This window comes from Spartinivicinus poritis, from assembly GCF_028858535.1.
Taxonomy (GTDB): Bacteria; Pseudomonadota; Gammaproteobacteria; order Pseudomonadales; family Zooshikellaceae; genus Spartinivicinus; species Spartinivicinus poritis.
In genome coordinates this window covers 326079-347291 of the sequence record NZ_JAPMOU010000002.1, presented here as the reverse complement: position 1 = coordinate 347291, position 21213 = coordinate 326079, and the positions used below count along the sequence as shown (strand labels likewise).

Sequence of the window (21213 nt, the reverse complement as noted above, 5' to 3'; positions counted from 1 at the left end):
TCCGATGGACTGGCCTGTTTTAATGGTGTCATAGAAGCAGGTTGCCTTCATGATAAAATTGTATGCGGTGGTGGTCGCTCATCAGTAGAGGAACCTGAATTTTATTGGGTTAACACCATTCTTGGAAACTTAAAAAGTGCTTTACGTAGTACTTATCATGCTATTCGCGCTAAATATGCACAGCGTTATCTTGCTGAATTTCAGTATCGATTTAATCGAAGGTTTAGCTTAGTAGAATTTATTCCTAGGCTAGCATTTGTAGCGCTGAGAACACCTCCGCTACCAGGTAAGCTACTAAATATAGCTTAGGCATGATGATAATTAGGAATATAAATGAGTTTACAATATCAGGAGTAAATTTTATTTTTATAGATGATTATAATTATGATATATATAAAAGGAAAAAGCAGCAAAAAATATAGACTGGTTCAGTTTTCAACTGCCGAAATATTTTCATTTTTCACAAGTGATGAAATAAAATCACCAAAAGATTTAGATGATCTAAAGATTGTTGCAAATAAAGAAGATAGTCCACGTTATACTAAACCATTGAAGTACTATTTAGACTTTATAGATGACGAGAATAAACATTGTTTAATTGAGGGTATTTGGCATCAATTCAATCAATCATATGTAGATTACTTAAAAAATGAAGTAGATAAAATTGAAATAAACTATGATGAAGAGTTTAATATACCTAGAAGCATTCCCGAAGAAAAATTTAACAAGGATCGAGAGGAGAAGAATGGTTATATAAACTGTGATACTCAACTAACAGGTATTAATAAAAAATATCGTGTAGAAAAAATGGATCTCTATAAAGATGGTGGTTTGTTTTTTGTTAAGAAAGGGACTGCACAAAAATTAAATTACGTTATCGATCAAGCTATAACGACAATAAAAATACTTCAGCAGAAGGAGTCTAAAATTGAAATTGATGGAGAAGAAAAGAAAATTAAAGTTATTGTGTTGTGGTTTATTTTGGAAAGAAAAACAGTGATAAAACATCTATCTGAAATCAACTCCATAATACTACATAATAAGCTAGCGGAATGGAGGCAACTGTCATTATCTGCTGATTATACTCCCATTGTATATATAAACTATTTAACTGATAAATCAACTACTACTAAGTAATGTTTGATTATAGAAGCAACTTTAATTTTTAAAATTATTTCTGCCTTGGCGAGCAGTAACCAGATTTTAGCTAAGTGAATTTTAAGTAAGTAGTATAGAGCTAGCCTATACTAATAGTTTGCCAACGTACGTCAGGTTATAAAACAAGTGTTAGTTTAATTAGGTGAAGTATAAAGGAATTATACGTCAGCATGACGCGATATTTTACGTCACTCTGACGTATAACAGAAAGCTAAAAACAATTCAAACTATTAAAAAACCAGCTATTTGTGAAGAATAGTTAAAAATTAATCTTGGTATAAAAATATGGATTTGATCAATTAGTTTGAGTGTTATAGGCAAAAGGAGGTTGAGTGATATTCCCAGATGACATTGCTACCTGGCTCAAAATAATCGGGGCACTGAGCACTGCTACCGGATCAATCCTTCTGGCGTGGCGAGTTAAGGATATTCTTAAGTGGGTGGTGTTCAGTCTTGTAGCCCACGAAGAATCACTTACTCAAGTTCGCCGCATTTTGAACAACGAGCAACAAACGAAACCAATGGTTGAGGGCGTGACAAAACATCTATTGGCTATTGAAAGCAAACTGGGTTTCATATTGCTAATCTCAGGCTTTCTTTTTCTCGCTGCCGGAATGTTTGCAACAGCAGCGTCGTTTTTCTTTGGTGGTAGCGGTGCAAGTGTATAACAAGCACATCAAATTCGTTACCTTCAGTTGCTGGACGCTCGCATGCTCGCGCCGTTTATGTGAGCGTTAGCTTTATAAGCAAGTAATGGAGAATTTTCTCATGTTTAGAATGGTATCGTTGATTTTTATCGCATTTTCTGTTTCAGGATGTGCAGGGTTGGACATCGAGACATTGCCGACAAAGGTTGCGGGCAACGCTCATAAATTGAAAAACGTTCTAAAAGGTTACATCGTATACCACCCAATGGTTGTGGTTGAGATTGGAGAAAAGGAATTATGCATAGCAAAAAATGAGAAAGGCCAATGCATAAAGGTTAAGACAGTATGTGGGATTGGTGAACCGAAAACTCTGCCGGATTATTCCAAGCCTTATTTGATTACGCCAAAATCCGGATTCGGGAAAGCGGGTGTCGACATAAAGATTGAGGATGGTTGGAGATTAGGTGGGATAAAGGATGAATCAGATAATACAGCGTTACTGAGTGTTCTTGCTGCGGCAGGAGGAATTGAAACTGCGGTTGAGGGATCTGTATCGGATACCCCAGTCTCCGGTTGCAGCCAATCTGGACTATACCAAGTTATTCCTCAAGAAGGAGAGATTAAATTTGCCCCGATCTTTAAGTATTAAACAAAACACAGAGCTGGCAAACCTGGGGAGCACGAAAATGGTATGGCAAATTATTTTAGAAGAAATTGGCAAAGGCATTTTAAGTGGAGTTGGATCAAATATACTTGACAATGTATTAGGCGGTGGTCGTCGTCAACCAGATCTTGCCACAATACTAGCGGAGGCGTTACGAGAGTTTGCTGATGACATAAAGCAGTCAATTCAGGATGCTCTCGATAAGGCTGAATACAAGGAAGCAGTAAATTCTATGCGAATAGCCCAACGGGCTATTCGGCAATACAATCAATCTCCAGGTTCACGAAAGGATCTGTTGGATGAGATCACCTTCCAACTTACCACTTCGCTCACGAACATGGAGGCACTTGGTGTACGTGGTTTAAGTGGATACATGATTTGTGCAGGGATGGAGGTTGTTATGTTGCAAGAACGACAGAGTGCATTAGGTGGTAATGAACTTCATATTGCAGTATGCGATACCGTTCGATCAGCCGAGATCCATTGGTTGAATATGCATGATGCACTGTTGAGTTGGAACGAATCCCGATTCAGTCGAGTTTACTACAACCCGTTATTTGGTAGAGATGGCGAAACGGTTCTACATTATTGGGTGTGGTATACATTTGAGGGTCGACGATTCTCAAGTGTGGCGAGTCCAAACGATTTTGGTAATGCTCCGCTCGAATCTAAGAGAGTGGAACACATTAAAAGAGAGTGGAATTCCATCTATGCGGGAACAGAGCCTATACGCAATAGTCTTGAAAATCTCAAGGTTTGGGCAGAAAAAACCAAAATCGATTGTTCGCAAAAGCTACCTCAGTTGCAACCAATAGAAGCTGAAGAAGAGGAGACTTCTTCAGAGGCTCATTGAATTGCCGCTATACCACTACAATTGGAGTCGTCTCAGCATCAGCAAATGCTTATATGATTTGGAATACAAATTCTAAATTAGCTCAGTCGACATAGCCAAAAACTGAGTCTAACAAATCAAACGAGCAGGAGACTAGCAAAGCTGACGCCTCTGCTTGAAACGTTAGTTAGAAGGAAATTTTCAATGGAAAGAAAACAGAATGAGACAAAATTTCAGCTAATGGTCACGTTGTTATAAAAAGGGCATATGGCGATTGGTCTAGCGAGTATCTCAAGAATTGGAAGCCGTCTTTGAATGACTGGTAATCGAGCCGATACAGCAGTTTGCTTATACAACAGGGAAGAGCTCATCTATTGTCACCAATAACAATGTTTAAAATTAATAAATGGGATTTAAAAGCCCCTGACCGACAATATTATAAAAGTGTTGTGGCTAAGTATCACAGCTCTGAAGGTGGTAAAACAGAGCATGTAAAGGTTAGAAATGGTGAACCGATCTATACTATTAAAATGGTATATCAAACCAGCGAAGCGACCAAAGCTAGTGCTAAAGCCAAGCTAAGTGGGTTAAATGATATAGAAGCCAGTTTAAGCATAACGGTAGTGGGTAATGCTGAATTAATAGCTGAACAGCCTATAATTATTCAAGGTGTAAGGACAGGCGTAGATTGTTGGTGGGTGGTGAAACAGGCAAAACATTCTGTGAGTGCTTCAGTTTATAAGATGAGTGTTGATTTTATTAAGTGAAGTATAACAGAAAGCTAAAAACCAGCCATTTGCAGAGAATGGTTAAATATTAATCTAGGTATAACTATACCCCTCACTTAAGGATGAATAAATTTAGTGATTGTCAAAAAATTAGTTGCGAAGAAAGTGTTTGGGTACTTGGACTTTAATATAGCTTTCAATACAGATATTAGCTTTTTGGTTGGCGGAAATGGTTCTGGTAAAACCACTGCCCTAAAGCTTATGAATGCTTTAGTTAATCCGAACTTTAAGGATTTGCTTCAAATTCCGTTTGAAAGTGTATCTCTCGATCTATCGGAAAAAGATAGAATCATTCAAATCTTAGCATCCTCAAATGAAGATGGAATATCTGTAAGAGTCAGCACTATTGATGATGTACTGATATTGCCTTCGTTCTCCAATGAAGAGATGGACTACTATTCTCATAGCTTAGATAAAATTGATGAGATATCAGAAAAAATAAATAGGAAGTTTGCAGATCATCCAATAGTTAAAGAAATTTCTAAAGTGGATTCACCAATTTTTTTAGGGTTAGATCGCCGTAGAGATGATGCGTTGTCAGTTAGTGATGATTATTATTTCGAGCGTGACTTATGGTTAAGAGAAAAGAATAAGAGGTCTCTACGGGCAAGGAGGCTAATTAAAGGATCGATTGGTATTAGCCTAATGGAAACTGAAATGTTGGTTCAACACTCATATAAAAGAATGAGGGAGCTTGAAGATAAATATTCATCAAAACTAAGAGATAGTATTTTGTTATCTGCATTTCAGTATACCAGCTTTAATTCAGTGGATTTTAGCCTAGAAAAAGTAGATTGGAAGGAACGAACAGGAGTACTGGAGCGAAAAAAGGAAATTCGAGAGGCTCTGTCAAATATTGGTTTGAATGATTCCACTGTAAGCAAGGAAGTCGATACTTTCTTTCAAAAGCTAACCGACCTTTTTGAATCTGTTCAAAAGACAAAAGAAGGTGTTTCAGTTGAGTGGCTTTTAAACAAAGCACAAGTAGAACGTATGTCAAAGATTGTCGAAATTATCGATGAGCACAAGTCAAAAGTTGATAACTTTTTTAAGCCTATAAATGATTTTTTATCCGTTGTTAATTCATTTTATAAAGATTCGAACAAGAGCTTGGAGGTTGACATGGTAGGGCAACTAGTTGTCGCTAGGCCTGATAAAAGCAAGTGTACTATAGAAGGTCTATCATCAGGCGAAAGGCAATTGTTGGTCATATTCGCACACTCATTCTTTAATCGACGCTCCAAAAAAAAGAACGTATTTATTATTGATGAGCCAGAGCTTTCTCTCCATCTTGGATGGCAGGAAAAGTTTTCTGAAACGATTTTTTCTATAAATCCTAATTCTCAGTACATATTGGCAACACATTCACCCGAGATTGTTGGGTCTCTTAAGAATAAAGCAGTGAAGTGTAGATAATATGATTCCAGAAAGAAGTGACGTTGCGAAGTCGGCCAAAAGTGTTTTCTTTGAAGATGTTAACGACATCGATATTTATATAGAAGATACCGCAACGGGATATGCAAAATTATATTCAATTATTTTCACTAGAGTGTTTGAAGGGGTTTATAGAGTAGAAGAGGTTTTCCCAATTGGTGATAGGAAGTCCGTCATCAAACGACATGAGTGTCATTGCAGCACTGAGAGACCATCAATTTATATCGTTGATGGCGACTTATTTATTTTGGCTGGTGATGAAGTGGAAAACAAGCCAGGACTGTTTAGATTGCCACTATATTGTATCGAAAATCTACTGTGCGATCATGAAGCAATTCTTGATGTTCTTGATGAAGAGGAGCCTGTGATCACGCGTGAAAAGATAGCTGATCAGTTTGATTATGATGGATGGGTCGTTAATAATTGTGATCTGTTATTTCAGATATTTATCGAGTACTCAATTTCGTTTAAAATTGATCCCACTGTTCAGACTGTATCATATCCAGTGAAAGACTTTGTAGAGGCAAACACAGGGGATTTGTCAGGAGTCAAAATCTCAGAGAGAATAAATGCTCTCCGATTAAATTCAGTTTCCAAAGTTGGTGAAGAGCAATACTTATTTATTAAAAACGAAATGCTTTCTCAATTTGGAGGGGATCCACAAGAAAAATTATCTATCGTATCTGGGAAGGACTATTTGTTTCCTCTACTAAAAATGAGAGCTAAGTCTACAGTGAAGACACAAATTCCAGATATAAACTTTAAACAACGTATTGCAAAACGATGTGATATTGAGCCTTTATCTCAAGTGGGTGATTATGTCTTGTGTTAAAAATTGCAAGCACTCGGACAACACTACGCTACGCTCTATTCTGCCGATGTTGCAGGCGTTAGCTTTAATATAGAAGAAGGATACTTCATTGTGAATTGCACTAATATGAAACTTGCATTCTTTGGGTCAGTTTTGTATTTGATTGGTTGCGCGAGTATGCCCGACGCAAAAGTACAATATTACCTACCTAAAAGTAGTGCTGATATTACCGTAAATCAAACAGTTAGCTGCATTGATACATCTAATCCTGTAGTAGAGACAACTGTTGGATTTGAAGAAAAGTACTTCGCAAATTTAAATCAGACAAAAAGTATAAACTTTTCTGATCTTGATACATTTTACTCAACTGGATCGGCAGAAATAAGCTTTTCAAAAGATGGTAGACTAGAATCTTTCAACAGTACTTCTACCAGCGCTGTGAGCGATATTGTGACTACAACCATCTCTTTCTTGGATGCATTTGGTGTATTAGGAAACATTCAACCAGCTGATCAAGTACAGAGTGCCTGTGAGAAAATCAATCAAGTAGCTGGTCAAAATAATGGTAAGCAACTTCCTTTATCGATTACTCTTAAGTCTAATATCCAGTTTTTAGAGGAAAGAAAGTTTAAAAGCTCGCCCTTCAGGATAACCGGATATCCTCAGTCATTTTATGATAAAATTGTTCCGGCCGTTGGTACATTATCGTATGTGATAGATGTTTCAGTACCAACGCCCGCAAAGCCAGTTAATGCGCCAAATAAAGGCGATAGGGCTATCATCCTAGTTGAACCTTTAGTAATTCCAGTAAAAGTAATTTTAACCTCTTCCGTTAACCGAGAATCGACTGAATATTATGCCAAAATTTCAGTTCCTCAGTGGGGTACAGAATATAGTATTCCAGTGCCTAAACCTCCTATATTTGGAAGCAACACTCTAAATCTGAATCTACATCCATCTGGAAAAATTAAGACACTAAAATACGGAACAACAAATGGAGCAAAAGATTTGGGGACAACTATAAATTCAATAAGTGAAGTATTGGCCGAAACTGATGCCGAAAAAGCGGCGGCCTTAAAAGCTGAAGCGGATGTGCTTGCTCAACAGCAAAGATTGTTGAAGTGTAAAACTATTCCAGAAGAGTGCAAATAGGAAATTTACTGTAGAAAAAAATAAACTTTTATCTTATTAATTTTCTAATTCATTGATCTACCTCTACTTGCAGTTTTCCTTGCAAGTAGTTTTTCCCTTGTAGAAGGAGACTCCATGCCTAAACCCATCTTTGCTTGGATGGGCGGCAAGAGCCGTTTAGCCTTAGCACCTTGCAGAGGTAGTAGCAGCTATTTGTATGTACGTAACTCACTAAAACTACTATATTTAGTGTCATATTCTCCGATATCAAACATCATAGTCATGCCATAACGTACAATATATCCATTAGGCTCCCAATGAATGCCAGTCGCTTCGGGAGCTTCTATAATTGGACTTTCTGCAATAAATTCTCCTGTTTCATTGTCATATAATTTTGCAAATGCTGTATATTCTGCTACATCATAAATTACAGCTTTAAACTTACCATTTGGACTTACTTCTTCATGATAAGGTTCTGCTAACCCCTTCTCAGCCCACTTAGTAAAGATAGCTCCGCTGACTATCAATACAAAAAGCAAAGATAGCACTGTTATAACTTTCTTCATTTTTTCACAATAAAACTCTTATTCTAATACACACCATGTTGTATAGTCAGTAGGTATCAAGCCATTACACTTTCTAGACTTTAAGGTGTAAATATAAGGCTTATTTTGCTCATAGGTGAAGTAATAATACCTTTCGGAGTCTTCTCCATATACCCACCAATCTCCTGAGCCTGGATTAAATACTGTGGGGTTGAAATCTAAAATTGATGATTCTTTAGGTATCACATTGACTGGCTCTGTCAGTAAAAACCATGTATTGACGATCAATTTAGGTTGCAAGCATATCATCAAACCAATAAGTGTGATAACAATTAAAATCAATTTGATTGCTTTCATTCTGGTAATGGTAGCATAGACCTACTTTTAAGTTTTATTTTTATTAACCTATTGGAATGAAAGACCCTGAAGATGCTCAACTAACTAACGAAGAACAATTGGAAATGAAATAGTATGAAGAGTTTATATATGACAACTTAATAAAGATAAAATAAGGACTGCCTAAACTTCTTCATTAGTGTAACTGTCAACAAATCATTGATATGTAGTATCTATAACACTTGAAATGATAATAATATTTTGATTGTTAGCCCACAATAATAATTTTCTAATAAAATCATTTAATTGCTCCTCATTAACTTTTCCAGGCTTAAAGAGAAAAAAAGGTTCATCTATCATTAGTGTTTAGCTCCATGAATTATTAGCTTTGCCAAAACTGTAAAGGCTTCTTACCCTGTTGAGCAACCGAACGTTTACTGAATGAGTACAGCGCATAACAAAGCAAGGCACGAGACACTGCGTACCTGTTCTCGTAACAAAGGCGACCAGTTTTCACTCGGTTTTATGCATACAGCTACCTTCAATCCAATCAATTAGCAGGTCCACGTAGTCTTGCCCTGCATCTTCCGAAGGAAAGTGCGATGCATTTTCAAATATAACTAACTTGTTATTAGGAATGTATTTGGCTAAAAACTCTGCGTTTTCAACTAATACAAACGGATCTTGTTTGCCCCATGTAATCAAGGTGGGAACTTTAATTTCTTTCAGTCTCTGCTCAATCCACGGCAGTTCTTTTGAATAGGTGCCAAAGAAACTAATCGCACACTTGTGGGCCTGGTCATCGTAGGCAATGTCATAATATTCTTTTACCGCGCGTTTAGTCGGTTTGTAGTGATGATACCCTTCGTTGACTGCGGTTAAAAAGTTAGTTTTCATCACAGGCTTTCTATTCAGGCCTTTCGCTAACCACCGAACAAAACGTGATTTGATCACTGCCATCAAAATAGGCGACAGTTTTGGTGGATAGCTGCCTGGTCCATCAAAGATATTTAAACTCAGGAATCGTTGGGGATGATTAATCACGGCTGTCAGGGCAATGGGTACTCCAACGTCTGGTCCTACCAAGTGGGCTTGTTCGATATTGAAGTGGTCCATTACCTGAATAATCACTTCACTCAGGTTGCTTGGTGACATATCTGCTTCGTTTGCTCGCGATAAACCAAACCCTGGGATATCGAAGGCTAGTACGTCAAAGTTATCGCTAAAGGCTTCAATGGAGGATTCCCACATGCGAATGCTCTGAGGTAGGCCGTTCAACAGTAGCAGGGTAGGTGCGAGCGGCTTTTCTTTGTGGGTGTAGCGAATTTTATATTTCCCTACTGATATAAATTGTGGAGCAAACGGGTCTTCAGTGGTTTCGGGTTTATCAGAGGCATACTGAGTTAGTGCTTTTTTCAAAAGAGATTGTGTCATATGGTTGCCTATACAGTAATTGATTGTAGTGCTAGTTACTAATATATACTATGTTGTCATATGGAGTGTTAGGTTACAATAAGGCAGGATTCTGTAGCTAAGTTACCTTTTGATAACCTATGGGGAGTACACGATGGGTTTACAAAAAGACAATGAAAGACGCGTTTTTCTGAATAATGAGGAATGTCCCATCCGTAATGTGGTGGCTCAAATCGGTGATAAATGGTCCATTCTGATTCTGTTTGCGTTGGTTGACGGCCCAGATCGCTTCAACTCTCTAAAGTCACGTATTGAAGGGATCTCACAACGTATGCTGACACAAACACTCCGCGATTTAGAGCGCGATGGTTTTGTACTCCGTACAGTTTATCCCCAGGTTCCGGTGAAAGTGGAGTATGAGCTAACAGAGCTGGGAAAAGGCCTATCTGCTTCCGTATGGAAGTTAGTATCTTGGGCAGGTGATCATCATGCCGATATCCGCAAAGCACGACAACAATACGATGAAGAAAGTGAAAGATAGCAATGTATAACTTTTAATCGTTAAAATCTTAATGGCACAGCTTTTTGCTCTAAACCAGCCGCAAATATGGGCAATATGCATAATGATCTCCAGGCATACGGCAAGTGTGTTTGATGGGCTGGAAATTAACAATGTGAAATCAATTACACGATAGGATTTAAAAATAGGAATCAATCAAAAGAGTCAATTATTTGTAATCCTGCTTACTGCTTCTATGATAACCCCGGTCTTGCAAGTGTATTCCCTGGCTCAATGCTGAAACAGTTTACCAAACTCATAGTTGGCAAAACCGCAAAATTTAAATAAGCGTTCTGAGTGTCAATATATAAAACACTATCATTGCAATTGAGAGAGTTCGAAAAGTCAGGTGAACCCTTGACATAAATATGATGTTAATCAGTATGAAAAAATGTATTGTACCAAGCGTAATCAAAGTAAAAGTGAAAAACTCTGCTGATCTCCCAAGTGTAACACCGGAAGATAGAGCTATAACAGCAAAAATGGAGCAGATGATGGTAATAAAGAAAGCAAACTTATTGTCGTCTATCCTTGCTTTAGCTTCAGTTTTTTCTATTTCTCGGAAAAGCATATTAATACTCAACTTATATAAATGAAGAAAGATGACGCAATTAACGTTCCAAAAACAGGAGACTTTAATCAGTCTGGCTAACAACATGAGGGTTCTGGTTATGGTGAAGCTATATCAATGGAAAATAAGCATTAAATTAACCATCGACACAAGTGTGAGTTGTAGCTATACCTGATAGAACAATACCTAAAGCTGGGGAGTTGAATAAATGTCAAAAGATGTAAAAAATTTGATCAGTCAAATACTTGAAGTGATGAGTAATAGAACGTTACTTGATGCTGCTCTCGGTGCTGGGCTTGGATTGCTGGGAAGTTTCTTCTGTTCTGGCGTAGGTTTAAGTGGATTAGGGCTAATCGGACGATTTTTTTTAATGGTAATAGGTGGAGGCTTAGTTGGTATTACTGTTGGCTTAATTGCGGATTTTTATGAAAAAAATAATTCTAATTTTGGTGAGTAAGATGAAAAAGTGAGCTTGAGTATATGAGTACAAGCACAAAAGAGCTACCCCTTATAATTAAGGCACCTATTTACCTGGCAGGTATAGTATTTGGTATTTTTATTACCAAATCTATTTTAAATAATGACCCTAAGCCAGATGACCAGGTAAAATTAACTACCAATAGTGATGTGGTGACTAATATTCGTGTGAGTAAAGGGGAGTTAAAAAGCATGCTAGAAAAGTATTATATGAATTACGGTGAGTACCCAGTAAGTCTTGCACATATGGTTCCCAGTATTTACAGGCATTTGCCGATATCCATGTGTGGCAAAGCCTACTCTTATTTGAGGGCATCCACTGGCAACAGTTACTCTTTGGTTGCAGAAGGTTGTTGATGACATTGCTAATAGCTTGTTTCTATAGCCAAAGTGAATGGTATAGATGAATTAGGTTTAATTTATGGTAGCTCATAGTAACCTTCCAATAACAAGTCATAATACTTTTCATAAAAACCATTGTTTTTCAAAGCTTTTAACCCCTTATTGAAAACCTTAAGTAAATCTTGAGCATCTGGTCGTACCTTGGGGAATAATAAATGTCCTTCACTACTAAATAGTGGTTTAGGATTATAAGTCAATGTTTGCATGTGGGTCATCGATAACTCTTTTTGTAGAAGGCTATAGCCAGCAACAGTTGCCATGATGAACAAATCAGTTCTTTTTCTGAGCAACATCTTAAAATTTATCTTATCTGAGTTACTAACAACAATATTCAAGTTACCTTTTTTTTGTGCTTCCCAGATTTCTGGAGTATAAGTATAACCTCGAGTAATGCCAATTCTGTATTGTCCAAGATTTTCAAGGGTGTCCCACTCTTTAAACTTAGTTGTTTTTAAGTGAAAGAAAACAACATCTTCCGCATATAACGGGTTACTGTAATAAAATAGTTTTTCGCGCTCCTCTGAGTGATACCAAAACGCAGTAGCATGAAAATCGCCCTTTTGGCCTTGTTTATAATTCCTTGCCCAAGGGTAATAAGTATACTCAACCTTGAAGCCTTCGTGCTTAAAGGCTTCAGAAATAACATGGTGAACAAATCCTCCATGCTTAAAGTCAGCCGATGACCAAGGAGGGTACTCACCTGTAGTTATCTTTAGTAATTTATCTTCTTCTGCATATGAGAAGAAGCTGATAAGTAAAAGAAGAGCGGTAAAGAGTTTCATTGCAGTTACAATCAAAAAATCACTTAGTAATGAGTTTAGCAACTATCTATGCTTCTATAGTGAGTAGTTCGAATATGTAGCAATTGCTAAAAGAAGAAGTCTTCATTTCTCCTTGTTAAGTTGTCTCATAGTAACTTATTTATTTTATTTTTAACTACTTTAGCAATTTTTTATTCCCTAAAAATATAAAGATAGCGAGTTGGAAATGAATATTATTCTATATGAGTTTAGGTTGTCATCTACTCGTGTTATTACTTGTTGTTAATTAAGCTAATCGCATATTTATAGAATGTTCTACGATACTGGCGACAGTCTAATGGTTAAATTGATAAGCAAAAGGTAAGTAAAAATAACATTGCCAATAATATCGCGACATTTGTTTTATTATTTACCTTAATAAGTAGGTTAATAATTAATAAATAGGAGATTGATATGCCAGGCCCAACTTCTTCTGTAGGTCAAGTTTCTCAATCCTACTCTTGGTTGAGTTTAATTAGTTTCGGTTAATAAAGTACCCCATTTTCATGGGGTGTTTTTTATGTGATTATCACTGTGAGGAGCAGCTGGTTTTTAAATATTAGTCAGCTTAACAGAAACAGTTCCTTTTTTTCTACTGGTATAGAGCACTACGCTACTCAAGAACCCGCTTTGCAATAGATACAGAGAAAATGCCATCATCATCAATTCGCTGGGTTATTTTTGTAAAGCCTGCAGATTCAACTAGCTGGTCCATTTCTAGTTGAGTACGGCGGCGCATCACCCAGGCTTGTCCTTCTCGGTGGCTGGTTAATGCGCGGGCTATCATTTCCAACTGAGGGTGCCAAGGTTGGTTAGTGTAAATAAGGTAACCACCTTCGGGAAGAGCGCTGGCAAGTCCAGCCAATGACTGAGTAATTAATGCGTTATCAGCAAATAATTCATACAATCCAGAAACAATACCAATCGAAGGGGTGGGGGTAATTTGAGCTGTACTAGCCTGATCAAACGCATCACCTGTCGTAAAGGTAGTAATATCGGTAAGCCCTTTCTCTTTGATTAGTTGTTGGCCTTGCTCAACGTTAAGCTCACTGTAATCACGAAGTAGAATTGAGTCTGGTTTAATATTGCTGGTTTCAATCGCTTCTAAGACATAACGGCCATGGCCTGCAGCAATATCCAGAATATTAATTGGCATGTTGTTATTTTTAAGCCATTGTATGACTAGACGTAAGCATTCTTCTAAATGAACTTTACGCTGGCGAATGCCTTGCCAACCAATGCTGTTAAGGTAGTGTTGATCAATCCATTGCCCTAGTGATGAAGTGCCCATTGGCTGATTGCGATATACATAATCAAGGGTGCTTCCAGAGTCAAACCCTGTTTGATGGCCTAAGCGAATACCCTCAGACAAAATACCGGCCAACTGCAGTGACCAGCGATACAGCTGCCAATATAGCCCTTGCCAGGAGTTGATGGGGTAGGGGACAGCTAACTCATCTGCTTCAACTTTGGTATAGCTTTGTTGGTGGGCATTCAGCATTGATAATTGCTGTTGTGGTGAGGCAAACAGGCGAGTGATGAAGTCGCGAATTTTACTCGTTGCAAGCTCACGATGTAGTTCACCTAAAGTGTCGTGATAAAAGCCTGGCAACAGATGTTTTTCTTTAATAACTGAGCTTAGTCGAGCGAAAAAAGCATGCTGTGGTTGATGATGAACCACAAAATCTGCTCCAGAGATTAACAGTTGGGTAGGAACTGCTATTGCTGCTGCATCGGCTACCACTCGCTCAGCAGTATCATATAACCCTAATAATACATTGGCAGCAATGGGGCGAGTAATCAATGGATCAGTGTTATAGCTGGCAATGCGTTTTGGGTCATGGGTGAGAAATTTGGCTTTGACATAACTGTTAACGAAAAACAAACCTTTAAATTTATACCACAGTTTAATTGCAGTTCTGGCAAGCGGGATATAAAGCTTTATTTTAAAAGCGGGTGAAGCAAGCACCAGACAACGAATATTGGGGGCATAATCATGTACCCAGGTTGCAGCTACCACCGCACCAACACTTTGACCAATAATGGCAATGTTATTGATATTTATCTGGTATGTGGATGTAATATGCTCAATAAATGTTTGTAGGTCGCGTACCAGTGTGCCAAAGTCAGGACTGAAACCACGTTGCCCAGGTGATTGACCATGACCACGGGCATCCCAGGCAAAAAAATCAAACTCATTTAAGTCCAGTTCTTCTACCAGATGGGCCATCCTACCGGAGTGTTCATGGCCTCTATGTAACAAGACAATAGCTTGTTTTTCTGGTGCCTTTTTGGCAGGCCAATATCGATAAAATAACGCTACGCCATCGTGGGTGATAAAGTGTTTTTCCATAGGATTTATTCACATTAAACAGTGTTACTCAGGGTACAACAGTAAGCGTTTTTGTGCCACCTATTATGCCCTAAGAATTATAAATAACTAGTAGTCATAGTTCCTGTCAATTGTCGGGTCAATCCTATTTAATCAATTATGAGTATATACCTAAAACGATAAATTAGGGGGCAGATCATGGATGACGATTTTTTATGGGATTTTTCTGGTGATATTGATCTTTTTATTAAGTCTGAGCAGGAAGTAAACCGGTTATTAACTGATTTTGATGAGCTGATTGATTGTAATGGATTGGATGAGTTAATGGACTTTGAAGAAAACATTGAGGATGAGGAATATTATGAAGAGGATATACCTTAATAATAAAGCAGGTAAAACTAGCCAAAACTGTATGGAGAAATAACAATGAAATTATCTGAGTTACTCCAACTACTTGCTGTTAGTGTCACCCTGATAACCCTTATCTTGACGACGATTAGATTCAGTATTAATCGGCAGTTTCAACAATTAAAGCAGCAAGCTGATACGAATTTGAATAATGTTAGTAAAAAGCTAGATAACCTGGATAAGGATTTTAAACAAGTATTCCATCGGCAAGACCAGCATTTACATGAGGTTGAAAAAAGCTTCCTAGGTTATCAAAAACAGGTAGCAGAAACTTATTTACGTAAAGAAGAGAGTTTTTCTAAAATACAGTTATTAGAAGAAAAACTGGATAAATTAATTCAAGATCGACCTAACTAATCATATCAATGGTATACCCGTGTGTTTATAAGCTATATTATCTTGCAAATAGACAACAGGATTGTTTGAGAACTTAGGTTTTTGTCATCACTCTTGAGCACCACGGAGGGTGGAAAAAACAGTTAATACAGGGTGGTATGGATGCCACTCATTATAGCAATACAGGAGCAATTGACGAGGAGCGATTAACTGTCACCCCAATCATTTATAAATGTATAAACTCATGGGGCCTAGTCGCTTGAAGGTCGCACTTAACAAAAATTCGTTTTGGCTATAAAAGCGTTACCTATAAAATGATTAACAGACGTATTTTGTTGGGGTTTGTTGTTTTGGTTGCGGTATGTTTTTACTTACTTATCCGCGTTTGGTCGTTCCTCCCTCCCTTAAGACTATTACTGACTAGCTAGTGGTTAGTTTCTTGTTCAGGTCCTTCGTCAATTAATATAAACTTAAATTCTAAGACCATTGAAAGGTCGTATAGGGTTTTAAGTGATGGTTTATTGATTCCTCGCTCTATCCGGCTGACGTATTCAGGGCTGATATTAGCGGCTTCTGCTAGTGCTTCTTGGGTCATGCCACGTTGTTTTCTTATTTTTCTTAAATGAGCTGCCATTCCTTTGCAGTATGTTTCGAACGCTTCCATTGCTTTTCCTCCTAAAGTTAAAAAATAACTGGAGTGTTCCTTAGCTGTAAGGAAGTGTGACTACGATTTTACAAAAAACATACAATAATAAAAGTTAAACGCGATGAAATAATATTGTTATAAAATATAAGCTTCCCGTAATTTGTGCGTGCTTACTATTTGAATTTGGTGCTTTTATGCACTACTTGTGTTGCCTTGTATATGGTGATTAAATTTATTTTAATTGTTAGAAAGATTAAAATGTTAAACAAAAATTGCAGCAAGAAATCGTGGGTGTGGCCTGTCTAGTGTTTAAATTCAGCTCGGTTTAAAAATGACTAATTGGTCGTCTATTGTTAATAGTGTGTTTATAATGATTCATTTTTAACTATAAAAATAAGCTGTGATGTGTTCTTCATAAATGATATGGAAATTAAAAAAATGATAGGTCTGATAGTAGTTTGTACCATCTATGGAATGAAAATAAAATTGGTAAAAATGTGCGCCTCAGTGTAGAGGTTAAGTAAAACAGGTTATATAAAAGTAGACATTAAAAAACGCTCAATTAAAATGAAGTGAGGGTAAAGCTATCACTTCATTTTAATTTGTCAATATTAGTCGGCAGCTGAATTATAATTTCTAACCCGCCTAATTGACCTTGGCCAATAAATTCGATATTGCCTTGATAATGCTGAATAATGTTAGCAACAATATTCAGCCCTAAACCATGGCCATCTACCTGTTCATCTAAGCGTTTACCTCGTTGAGTCAGCAGGGTTTGATTTTCTTTGGCAACACCAGGGCCGTCATCAGCAATAGTGAGTTGTTGGTGGGCATCGGTGTGGGAGAAGCTAAGATTTACCCGCTGATTAGCCCATTTACAGGCATTATCCAGTAAATTACCCAGTAGTTCTAGGGCATCTTCCCGGTTCATGGCAATGCGCTCTGGCCAACGATGTGGTTGCCAATCAATAGTGACAGATTTGGCTTGGTAAATCGTATGTAAGGTTTGAATCAGATCCATTAAGTCTTTATGGGGCTCAAACTGCGCGCCGGGTAATATATCACCAGCCAATCGTGCTGAGGTTAATTTTTGTTCGCTATATTGGCGAATAGAGGTTAACTGGCGTAAGAGCTTTTTACTGAGCTCTGGCTGATTAGTGACTTCGCTGATAATGGTATGCTGCATCAGTGCTATAGGGGTTTTTAACGCATGGCTTAAATCACCTACTGCGTTACGGCTTCGCTTGAGTAATTCAGCCGTATTTTCAAGTAGCTGGTTAAGTGCAGCCACCAGGGGTTGAATTTCTTTGGGCATTTTGTGCGTACTGATAACGGTTAATTCCCCTGTTTGTAGAGCATGGAGTGACTTTTTTAACCGAGTGAGTGGTTTTAAACCTCGATGGAGTAACCATTGTTGGATGACTAACAACAGTAGTATAGCCACCAGTAATCCCCATAATAGTCCACCGGTCATCGTACGAAAACTGGTGTATAAACCACCGACATCTTCGGCCACAGTGACTGTGATAGGAATATCACCAATGCTAAACCCTTGGCTTAATACCATTAATTGTTGCTCATCAGGGCCTGGTAATTCACTGACCCGTTTTTCGCCTACTGCTAGGGAAGGTGGATTAAAATTAAAATCCCATAATGAGCGTGAACGAAATGTCTGCCTGGCGCTTTGAATAACATAATAATGGCCAGAATAGGTGCGGTAATGTAATTGGCTAATACCTTTATCATCCAGTATTAGTTGTTGGTTATGAGTGGACAGTAAGGAAAGTAAGGTTTTCGCATCATCGTCCAGCTTGCTACTAAAAAAGGATTTAAAGCTTTCACCCATCGCAGCATAGGTGATCAAACCAATCAGTAAACTTAAAAAACAAACCGAGCTGGCAAGCCCCATCCCTAGTGTACGACTGATTGACTTCATGTTGTAGAACCATGGAAGATATAACCTTGTCCACGCCGGGTTTCAATGGAGGCTTTACCAAGTTTCCGACGTAGGTGAGCGATGTAAACTTCCAGTACATTACTGTCTTTATCGGCATCATACTCATAAAGCTGCTCAGTAAGGCGCTGCTTACTTAACACTTTGCCTGGGTTGAGCATAAAATAACGTAACAAGCGAAATTCCATTGCCGTCAGCTTATAATGCTTGCCTTGATAGTCCAGCTGTTGTTTTTCTTCATCCAGGTTGATGTCGCCTAACTGTAAGGCCGCATTATTGTGGCCATGATAGCGACAGATAACGGCTCGTAAGCGGGCGATCAGCTCTTCGTGGTAAAATGGCTTACTCACATAGTCATCTGCACCGGCTTGAAGGCCTTCCACACGTTCATACCATTCTCCACGGGCTGTTAGAATGATAACAGGCACTGTATTTTGGCGGCTGCGCCACTCCTGTAAAATCGTTAAACCATTAATGTCAGGCAGGCCTAAATCTAAAACAACTGCGGCATAGTTTTCTTCTTGACCTTGATGTAATGCATCAACCCCATTGTCACAGGTGTCTACTGCAAAACCGGCTTGGCGAAGTTCATTAGTCGTGTTTTCCAATAATTCATGATTGTCATCTACAACGAGTAACCGCATTTAGTACTACATCCTATCAATAAGTGGCATTGAGGGTATTATCAAGTTTGCTCTGGTGATGCTATTGTGAGGGTTAGTTATCTCTTTCTACTTCGAGAATGGCACCTGTTTGGGCATTCACTTCAATTTCCCATACTTGGCCTTGTGGGTTTAGAATTTTCAGTTCATATTCATAAATACCGTCGTCTCTTTCCAGCTCAGCATTCAGTAATTCACCAGGGTAGCGCTGTCGAACCCGCCTTAACAATTGACTCATAGGCAGAATAATGCCCTGTTGCTGTAACTTTAACGCCTGAGAAGGAGAAATATCTTGACCAGCCACACTTGTTGCTGCACCCCAGCAGAGCAGTATGAGTAAAAGTAATCGCTGTTTCATTGCATTTCCTTGTCAGCTCAGAAGGCTTGCTAAATTGTAGCAACTGTACCTGAAATCAAGCTTAATAGGTATTACTCCCACTGATTTAACTAAACCTTGCTGGTAACCTCTCTTAGTGAATTTGGTAACTAAATGGATTTAATATCCTCAGTTTTTATTTAAATTATTAAACTATTCCCAACAGCGCTATAAAGGTTTCTAATGACAGTCATTAACCTTTTCCATTTAACCTGAATACGCTTAATCGCTAGGCTATGCCTACAAGTTAAAGACTGTTAAGGGAACTGTAATGCAAAAAATTATTTTAATTACGACGCTAGCCGCATCAACTGCACTGCCTGTTCAGGCTGCCTGGCAAGTGCAAAGTGAACACTCAAAAGTCAATTTTGTCACGGAAAAAATTTTTACTAATGGCAAGTCGGTCAAAGAAACCCAATTAATCAGTGGCGTATCTGGCCAGGTAAATGACCAAAAACAAGCCGAAATTAAAATTGATTTAGCTACAATTGATACTAAAATCCCAATCCGTAATGATCGAATTAAACAGTGGGTGCTTGATACCACAAATTACCGTTATGCCACAGTAAAGGCTGATTTGTCAGGTATTGATGAGCAAAAACTCACTGTTGGCGCAGCCAAACAAATGGAGGTTGATGGTCAGTTAACCATTCGCGAGACAACGCTACCAATCAAGTTATTTGTTAAGGTTACCAAAAACGCTGCCGCTGACTATTTGGTAGAGTCCTATCAAGATACTTCAATCAATATTAATCAGTACGGTGGAGAAGCTGGTGTGCAACAGATGACGAAGGTAATGGGGTTAAAGTCAATTACCTCTGTAGTGCCTGTTAAATGGGCATTAACACTCAAGCAAACCCACTGAACTAAGACTTAAGGCTAACAGCAACAAAGGCGACTTTTGTTAAATTAACTGTACAATGGCTGTTGTTTATTCATTAGCTGTAATTGAGCAGCCAGTTATGCGTGCGAAAGATGTTGTGTTGGGTTTGGTTATTGTATTGGTGTGGGGGTTTAATTTTGTAGTGATCGTGTGGGGGCTGGAAACAATGCCCCCGTTACTAATGGGTAGCCTTCGCTTCCTGTTAATTGCGGTGATTGGCTCGCTATTTGTCGCAAGGCCACAAATACCACTAAAGTGGCTGTTTGCCTATGGCATTTCCCTTGGATTTGGACAATTTGCCTTTTTATTTTCAGCGATGGCCAATGGTATGCCAGCGGGGCTTGCCTCATTAGTGCTACAGTCTCAGGCACTGTTTACCTTGTTGCTAGGTGGATTGCTGTTGGCAGAAGCGATCAAAACCTATCAGTTAGTAGCGATAATGATTGCTGGAGGTGGCCTGGCTTTGATTGGTTGGTCTGGCAATGGTGAAGCAATGACTGCTGTTGGCTTTGGCCTGACCTTGGCGGGTGCTGCTTGTTGGGCCCTGGGCAATATTGTAAATCGCTCAATATCTCAACAAGGTTATAAAGCTAGTGTGGGGTTAGTTGTATGGTCTGCGTGGATACCACCCGTGCCGTTTTTTATCTGCTCTTATCTAGTGGAAGGCCCAGTTGCCATTGTTGAAAGTGTTCAACAGATTTCCTGGTTAGCTGTTGGTGCATTATTGTATCTTGCTTTTGTGGCCAGTATTTTAGGATACAGTCTGTGGAGTCATCTCATTAGTCGTTATCCTGCTGGTCAAATAGCTCCACTAACGTTGGGGGTGCCTGCAGTAGGTTTGACTTCTGCAGCCTTATGTTTGGGTGAAACCGTTTCCTTAGTGCAATGGGCAGGTATTGCTTTAGTGGTGTTTGGTTTAGTAATCAATATGCGTGGCGAGCAGTGGTTAGAGAAGTTTTGGTCATGGAAGCGAGTAAATCATTCGCTTTGATTATAGATGAATAATGCTGTGCTCAAGTGAATTAAAAAAAGGAAGCAACTGCCTCCT

General features: G+C 38.5%; 25 protein-coding genes. 16 read left to right on the top strand and 9 right to left on the bottom strand.

Annotation, left to right across the window (positions count from 1 at the left end; translation table 11 throughout):
- The 9 genes from ORQ98_RS02975 to ORQ98_RS02935 all read left to right on the top strand — a co-directional run.
- On the top strand, nucleotides 1-309 hold a 309-nt coding region (locus ORQ98_RS02975; RefSeq protein ID WP_274687292.1), incomplete at its 5' end, for a transposase.
- Between the two features lie 75 nt (nucleotides 310-384).
- Entirely contained in the window at nucleotides 385-1137 is a 753-nt protein-coding gene (locus ORQ98_RS02970) for a DUF6119 family protein (RefSeq protein ID WP_274687291.1), read from the top strand.
- Nucleotides 1138-1490: 353 nt separating this feature from the next.
- Complete coding sequence (locus ORQ98_RS02965) at nucleotides 1491-1826, top strand: hypothetical protein (RefSeq protein ID WP_274687290.1); 336 nt, start codon at nucleotides 1491-1493, stop codon at nucleotides 1824-1826.
- A 100-nt stretch (nucleotides 1827-1926) separates the two neighbouring features.
- Nucleotides 1927-2454 carry a hypothetical protein gene (locus ORQ98_RS02960; protein WP_274687289.1) on the top strand — a complete coding sequence of 176 codons (528 nt, stop codon included), beginning with the start codon at nucleotides 1927-1929 and terminating at the stop codon, nucleotides 2452-2454.
- Nucleotides 2455-2491: 37 nt separating this feature from the next.
- The gene (locus tag ORQ98_RS02955) at nucleotides 2492-3322 is read left to right on the top strand and encodes a Sec-independent protein translocase family protein (RefSeq protein WP_274687288.1); all 831 of its coding nucleotides are present in this window, start codon (nucleotides 2492-2494) and stop codon (nucleotides 3320-3322) included.
- Between the two features lie 353 nt (nucleotides 3323-3675).
- Entirely contained in the window at nucleotides 3676-4068 is a 393-nt protein-coding gene (locus ORQ98_RS02950) for an XkdQ/YqbQ family protein (RefSeq protein ID WP_274687287.1), read from the top strand.
- 96 nt (nucleotides 4069-4164) lie between these two features.
- Complete coding sequence (locus ORQ98_RS02945) at nucleotides 4165-5505, top strand: AAA family ATPase (protein ID WP_274687286.1); 1341 nt, start codon at nucleotides 4165-4167, stop codon at nucleotides 5503-5505.
- A 1-nt stretch (nucleotide 5506) separates the two neighbouring features.
- Nucleotides 5507-6355, top strand: a complete 849-nt coding sequence (locus tag ORQ98_RS02940; RefSeq protein ID WP_274687285.1) for a DUF4435 domain-containing protein — start codon at nucleotides 5507-5509, stop codon at nucleotides 6353-6355.
- Between the two features lie 3 nt (nucleotides 6356-6358).
- Nucleotides 6359-7486, top strand: coding sequence for a hypothetical protein (locus ORQ98_RS02935; protein WP_274687284.1), 1128 nt, complete (start codon nucleotides 6359-6361; stop codon nucleotides 7484-7486).
- Between the two features lie 188 nt (nucleotides 7487-7674).
- On the opposite strand, the gene ORQ98_RS02930 is transcribed toward ORQ98_RS02935, so the two are convergent.
- From ORQ98_RS02930 to ORQ98_RS02920, 3 genes are all read right to left on the bottom strand, one after another.
- Nucleotides 7675-8031 carry a hypothetical protein gene (locus ORQ98_RS02930; RefSeq protein ID WP_274687283.1) on the bottom strand — a complete coding sequence of 119 codons (357 nt, stop codon included), beginning with the start codon at nucleotides 8029-8031 and terminating at the stop codon, nucleotides 7675-7677.
- Between the two features lie 18 nt (nucleotides 8032-8049).
- Entirely contained in the window at nucleotides 8050-8367 is a 318-nt protein-coding gene (locus ORQ98_RS02925; protein WP_274687282.1) for a hypothetical protein, read from the bottom strand.
- A gap of 492 nt (nucleotides 8368-8859) precedes the next feature.
- The gene (locus ORQ98_RS02920) at nucleotides 8860-9780 is read right to left on the bottom strand and encodes an alpha/beta fold hydrolase (RefSeq protein ID WP_274687281.1); all 921 of its coding nucleotides are present in this window, start codon (nucleotides 9778-9780) and stop codon (nucleotides 8860-8862) included.
- Nucleotides 9781-9913: 133 nt separating this feature from the next.
- On the opposite strand from ORQ98_RS02920, the gene ORQ98_RS02915 reads away from it, so the two are divergent.
- The 3 genes from ORQ98_RS02915 to ORQ98_RS02905 all read left to right on the top strand — a co-directional run bounded on the left by ORQ98_RS02915 (nucleotide 9914) and on the right by ORQ98_RS02905 (nucleotide 11723).
- Nucleotides 9914-10300: a winged helix-turn-helix transcriptional regulator gene (locus ORQ98_RS02915; protein ID WP_274687280.1), complete on the top strand. Its 387-nt coding sequence runs from the start codon at nucleotides 9914-9916 to the stop codon at nucleotides 10298-10300.
- Nucleotides 10301-11097: 797 nt separating this feature from the next.
- Complete coding sequence (locus ORQ98_RS02910; protein ID WP_274687279.1) at nucleotides 11098-11346, top strand: hypothetical protein; 249 nt, start codon at nucleotides 11098-11100, stop codon at nucleotides 11344-11346.
- Between the two features lie 23 nt (nucleotides 11347-11369).
- The gene (locus ORQ98_RS02905) at nucleotides 11370-11723 is read left to right on the top strand and encodes a hypothetical protein (RefSeq protein WP_274687278.1); all 354 of its coding nucleotides are present in this window, start codon (nucleotides 11370-11372) and stop codon (nucleotides 11721-11723) included.
- A gap of 62 nt (nucleotides 11724-11785) precedes the next feature.
- Here the strand turns inward: ORQ98_RS02905 and ORQ98_RS02900 are convergent, their stop codons facing one another.
- Nucleotides 11786-12565, bottom strand: a complete 780-nt coding sequence (locus ORQ98_RS02900; RefSeq protein ID WP_274687277.1) for a substrate-binding periplasmic protein — start codon at nucleotides 12563-12565, stop codon at nucleotides 11786-11788.
- 616 nt (nucleotides 12566-13181) lie between these two features.
- Nucleotides 13182-14921, bottom strand: a complete 1740-nt coding sequence (locus tag ORQ98_RS02895; protein WP_274687276.1) for a bifunctional alpha/beta hydrolase/class I SAM-dependent methyltransferase — start codon at nucleotides 14919-14921, stop codon at nucleotides 13182-13184.
- 177 nt (nucleotides 14922-15098) lie between these two features.
- On the opposite strand from ORQ98_RS02895, the gene ORQ98_RS02890 reads away from it, so the two are divergent.
- Together ORQ98_RS02890 and ORQ98_RS02885 are read left to right on the top strand one after the other, a co-directional pair.
- Nucleotides 15099-15281 carry a hypothetical protein gene (locus ORQ98_RS02890; protein WP_274687275.1) on the top strand — a complete coding sequence of 61 codons (183 nt, stop codon included), beginning with the start codon at nucleotides 15099-15101 and terminating at the stop codon, nucleotides 15279-15281.
- Nucleotides 15282-15326: 45 nt separating this feature from the next.
- The gene (locus ORQ98_RS02885) at nucleotides 15327-15665 is read left to right on the top strand and encodes a hypothetical protein (RefSeq protein WP_274687274.1); all 339 of its coding nucleotides are present in this window, start codon (nucleotides 15327-15329) and stop codon (nucleotides 15663-15665) included.
- Nucleotides 15666-16068: 403 nt separating this feature from the next.
- On the opposite strand, the gene ORQ98_RS02880 is transcribed toward ORQ98_RS02885, so the two are convergent.
- The 4 genes from ORQ98_RS02880 to ORQ98_RS02865 form a co-directional block, all read right to left on the bottom strand.
- Nucleotides 16069-16308, bottom strand: coding sequence for a helix-turn-helix domain-containing protein (locus tag ORQ98_RS02880; protein ID WP_274687273.1), 240 nt, complete (start codon nucleotides 16306-16308; stop codon nucleotides 16069-16071).
- Between the two features lie 574 nt (nucleotides 16309-16882).
- Entirely contained in the window at nucleotides 16883-18226 is a 1344-nt protein-coding gene (locus ORQ98_RS02875; RefSeq protein WP_274687272.1) for a sensor histidine kinase, read from the bottom strand.
- On the bottom strand, nucleotides 18223-18888 hold the full coding sequence (locus tag ORQ98_RS02870) for a response regulator transcription factor (protein ID WP_274687271.1): 666 nt from the start codon (nucleotides 18886-18888) through the stop codon (nucleotides 18223-18225). The genes ORQ98_RS02875 and ORQ98_RS02870 overlap by 4 nt, the downstream gene beginning before the upstream one ends.
- A 73-nt stretch (nucleotides 18889-18961) precedes the next feature.
- On the bottom strand, nucleotides 18962-19264 hold the full coding sequence (locus tag ORQ98_RS02865) for a PepSY domain-containing protein (RefSeq protein ID WP_274687270.1): 303 nt from the start codon (nucleotides 19262-19264) through the stop codon (nucleotides 18962-18964).
- 289 nt (nucleotides 19265-19553) lie between these two features.
- Here ORQ98_RS02865 and ORQ98_RS02860 point away from each other — a divergent pair, with 289 nt between their 5' ends.
- Together ORQ98_RS02860 and ORQ98_RS02855 are read left to right on the top strand one after the other, a co-directional pair.
- Nucleotides 19554-20147 carry a YceI family protein gene (locus tag ORQ98_RS02860; RefSeq protein WP_274687269.1) on the top strand — a complete coding sequence of 198 codons (594 nt, stop codon included), beginning with the start codon at nucleotides 19554-19556 and terminating at the stop codon, nucleotides 20145-20147.
- A 97-nt stretch (nucleotides 20148-20244) separates the two neighbouring features.
- Nucleotides 20245-21156, top strand: coding sequence for an EamA family transporter (locus ORQ98_RS02855; protein WP_274687268.1), 912 nt, complete (start codon nucleotides 20245-20247; stop codon nucleotides 21154-21156).
- Nucleotides 21157-21213 lie beyond the last annotated feature (57 nt).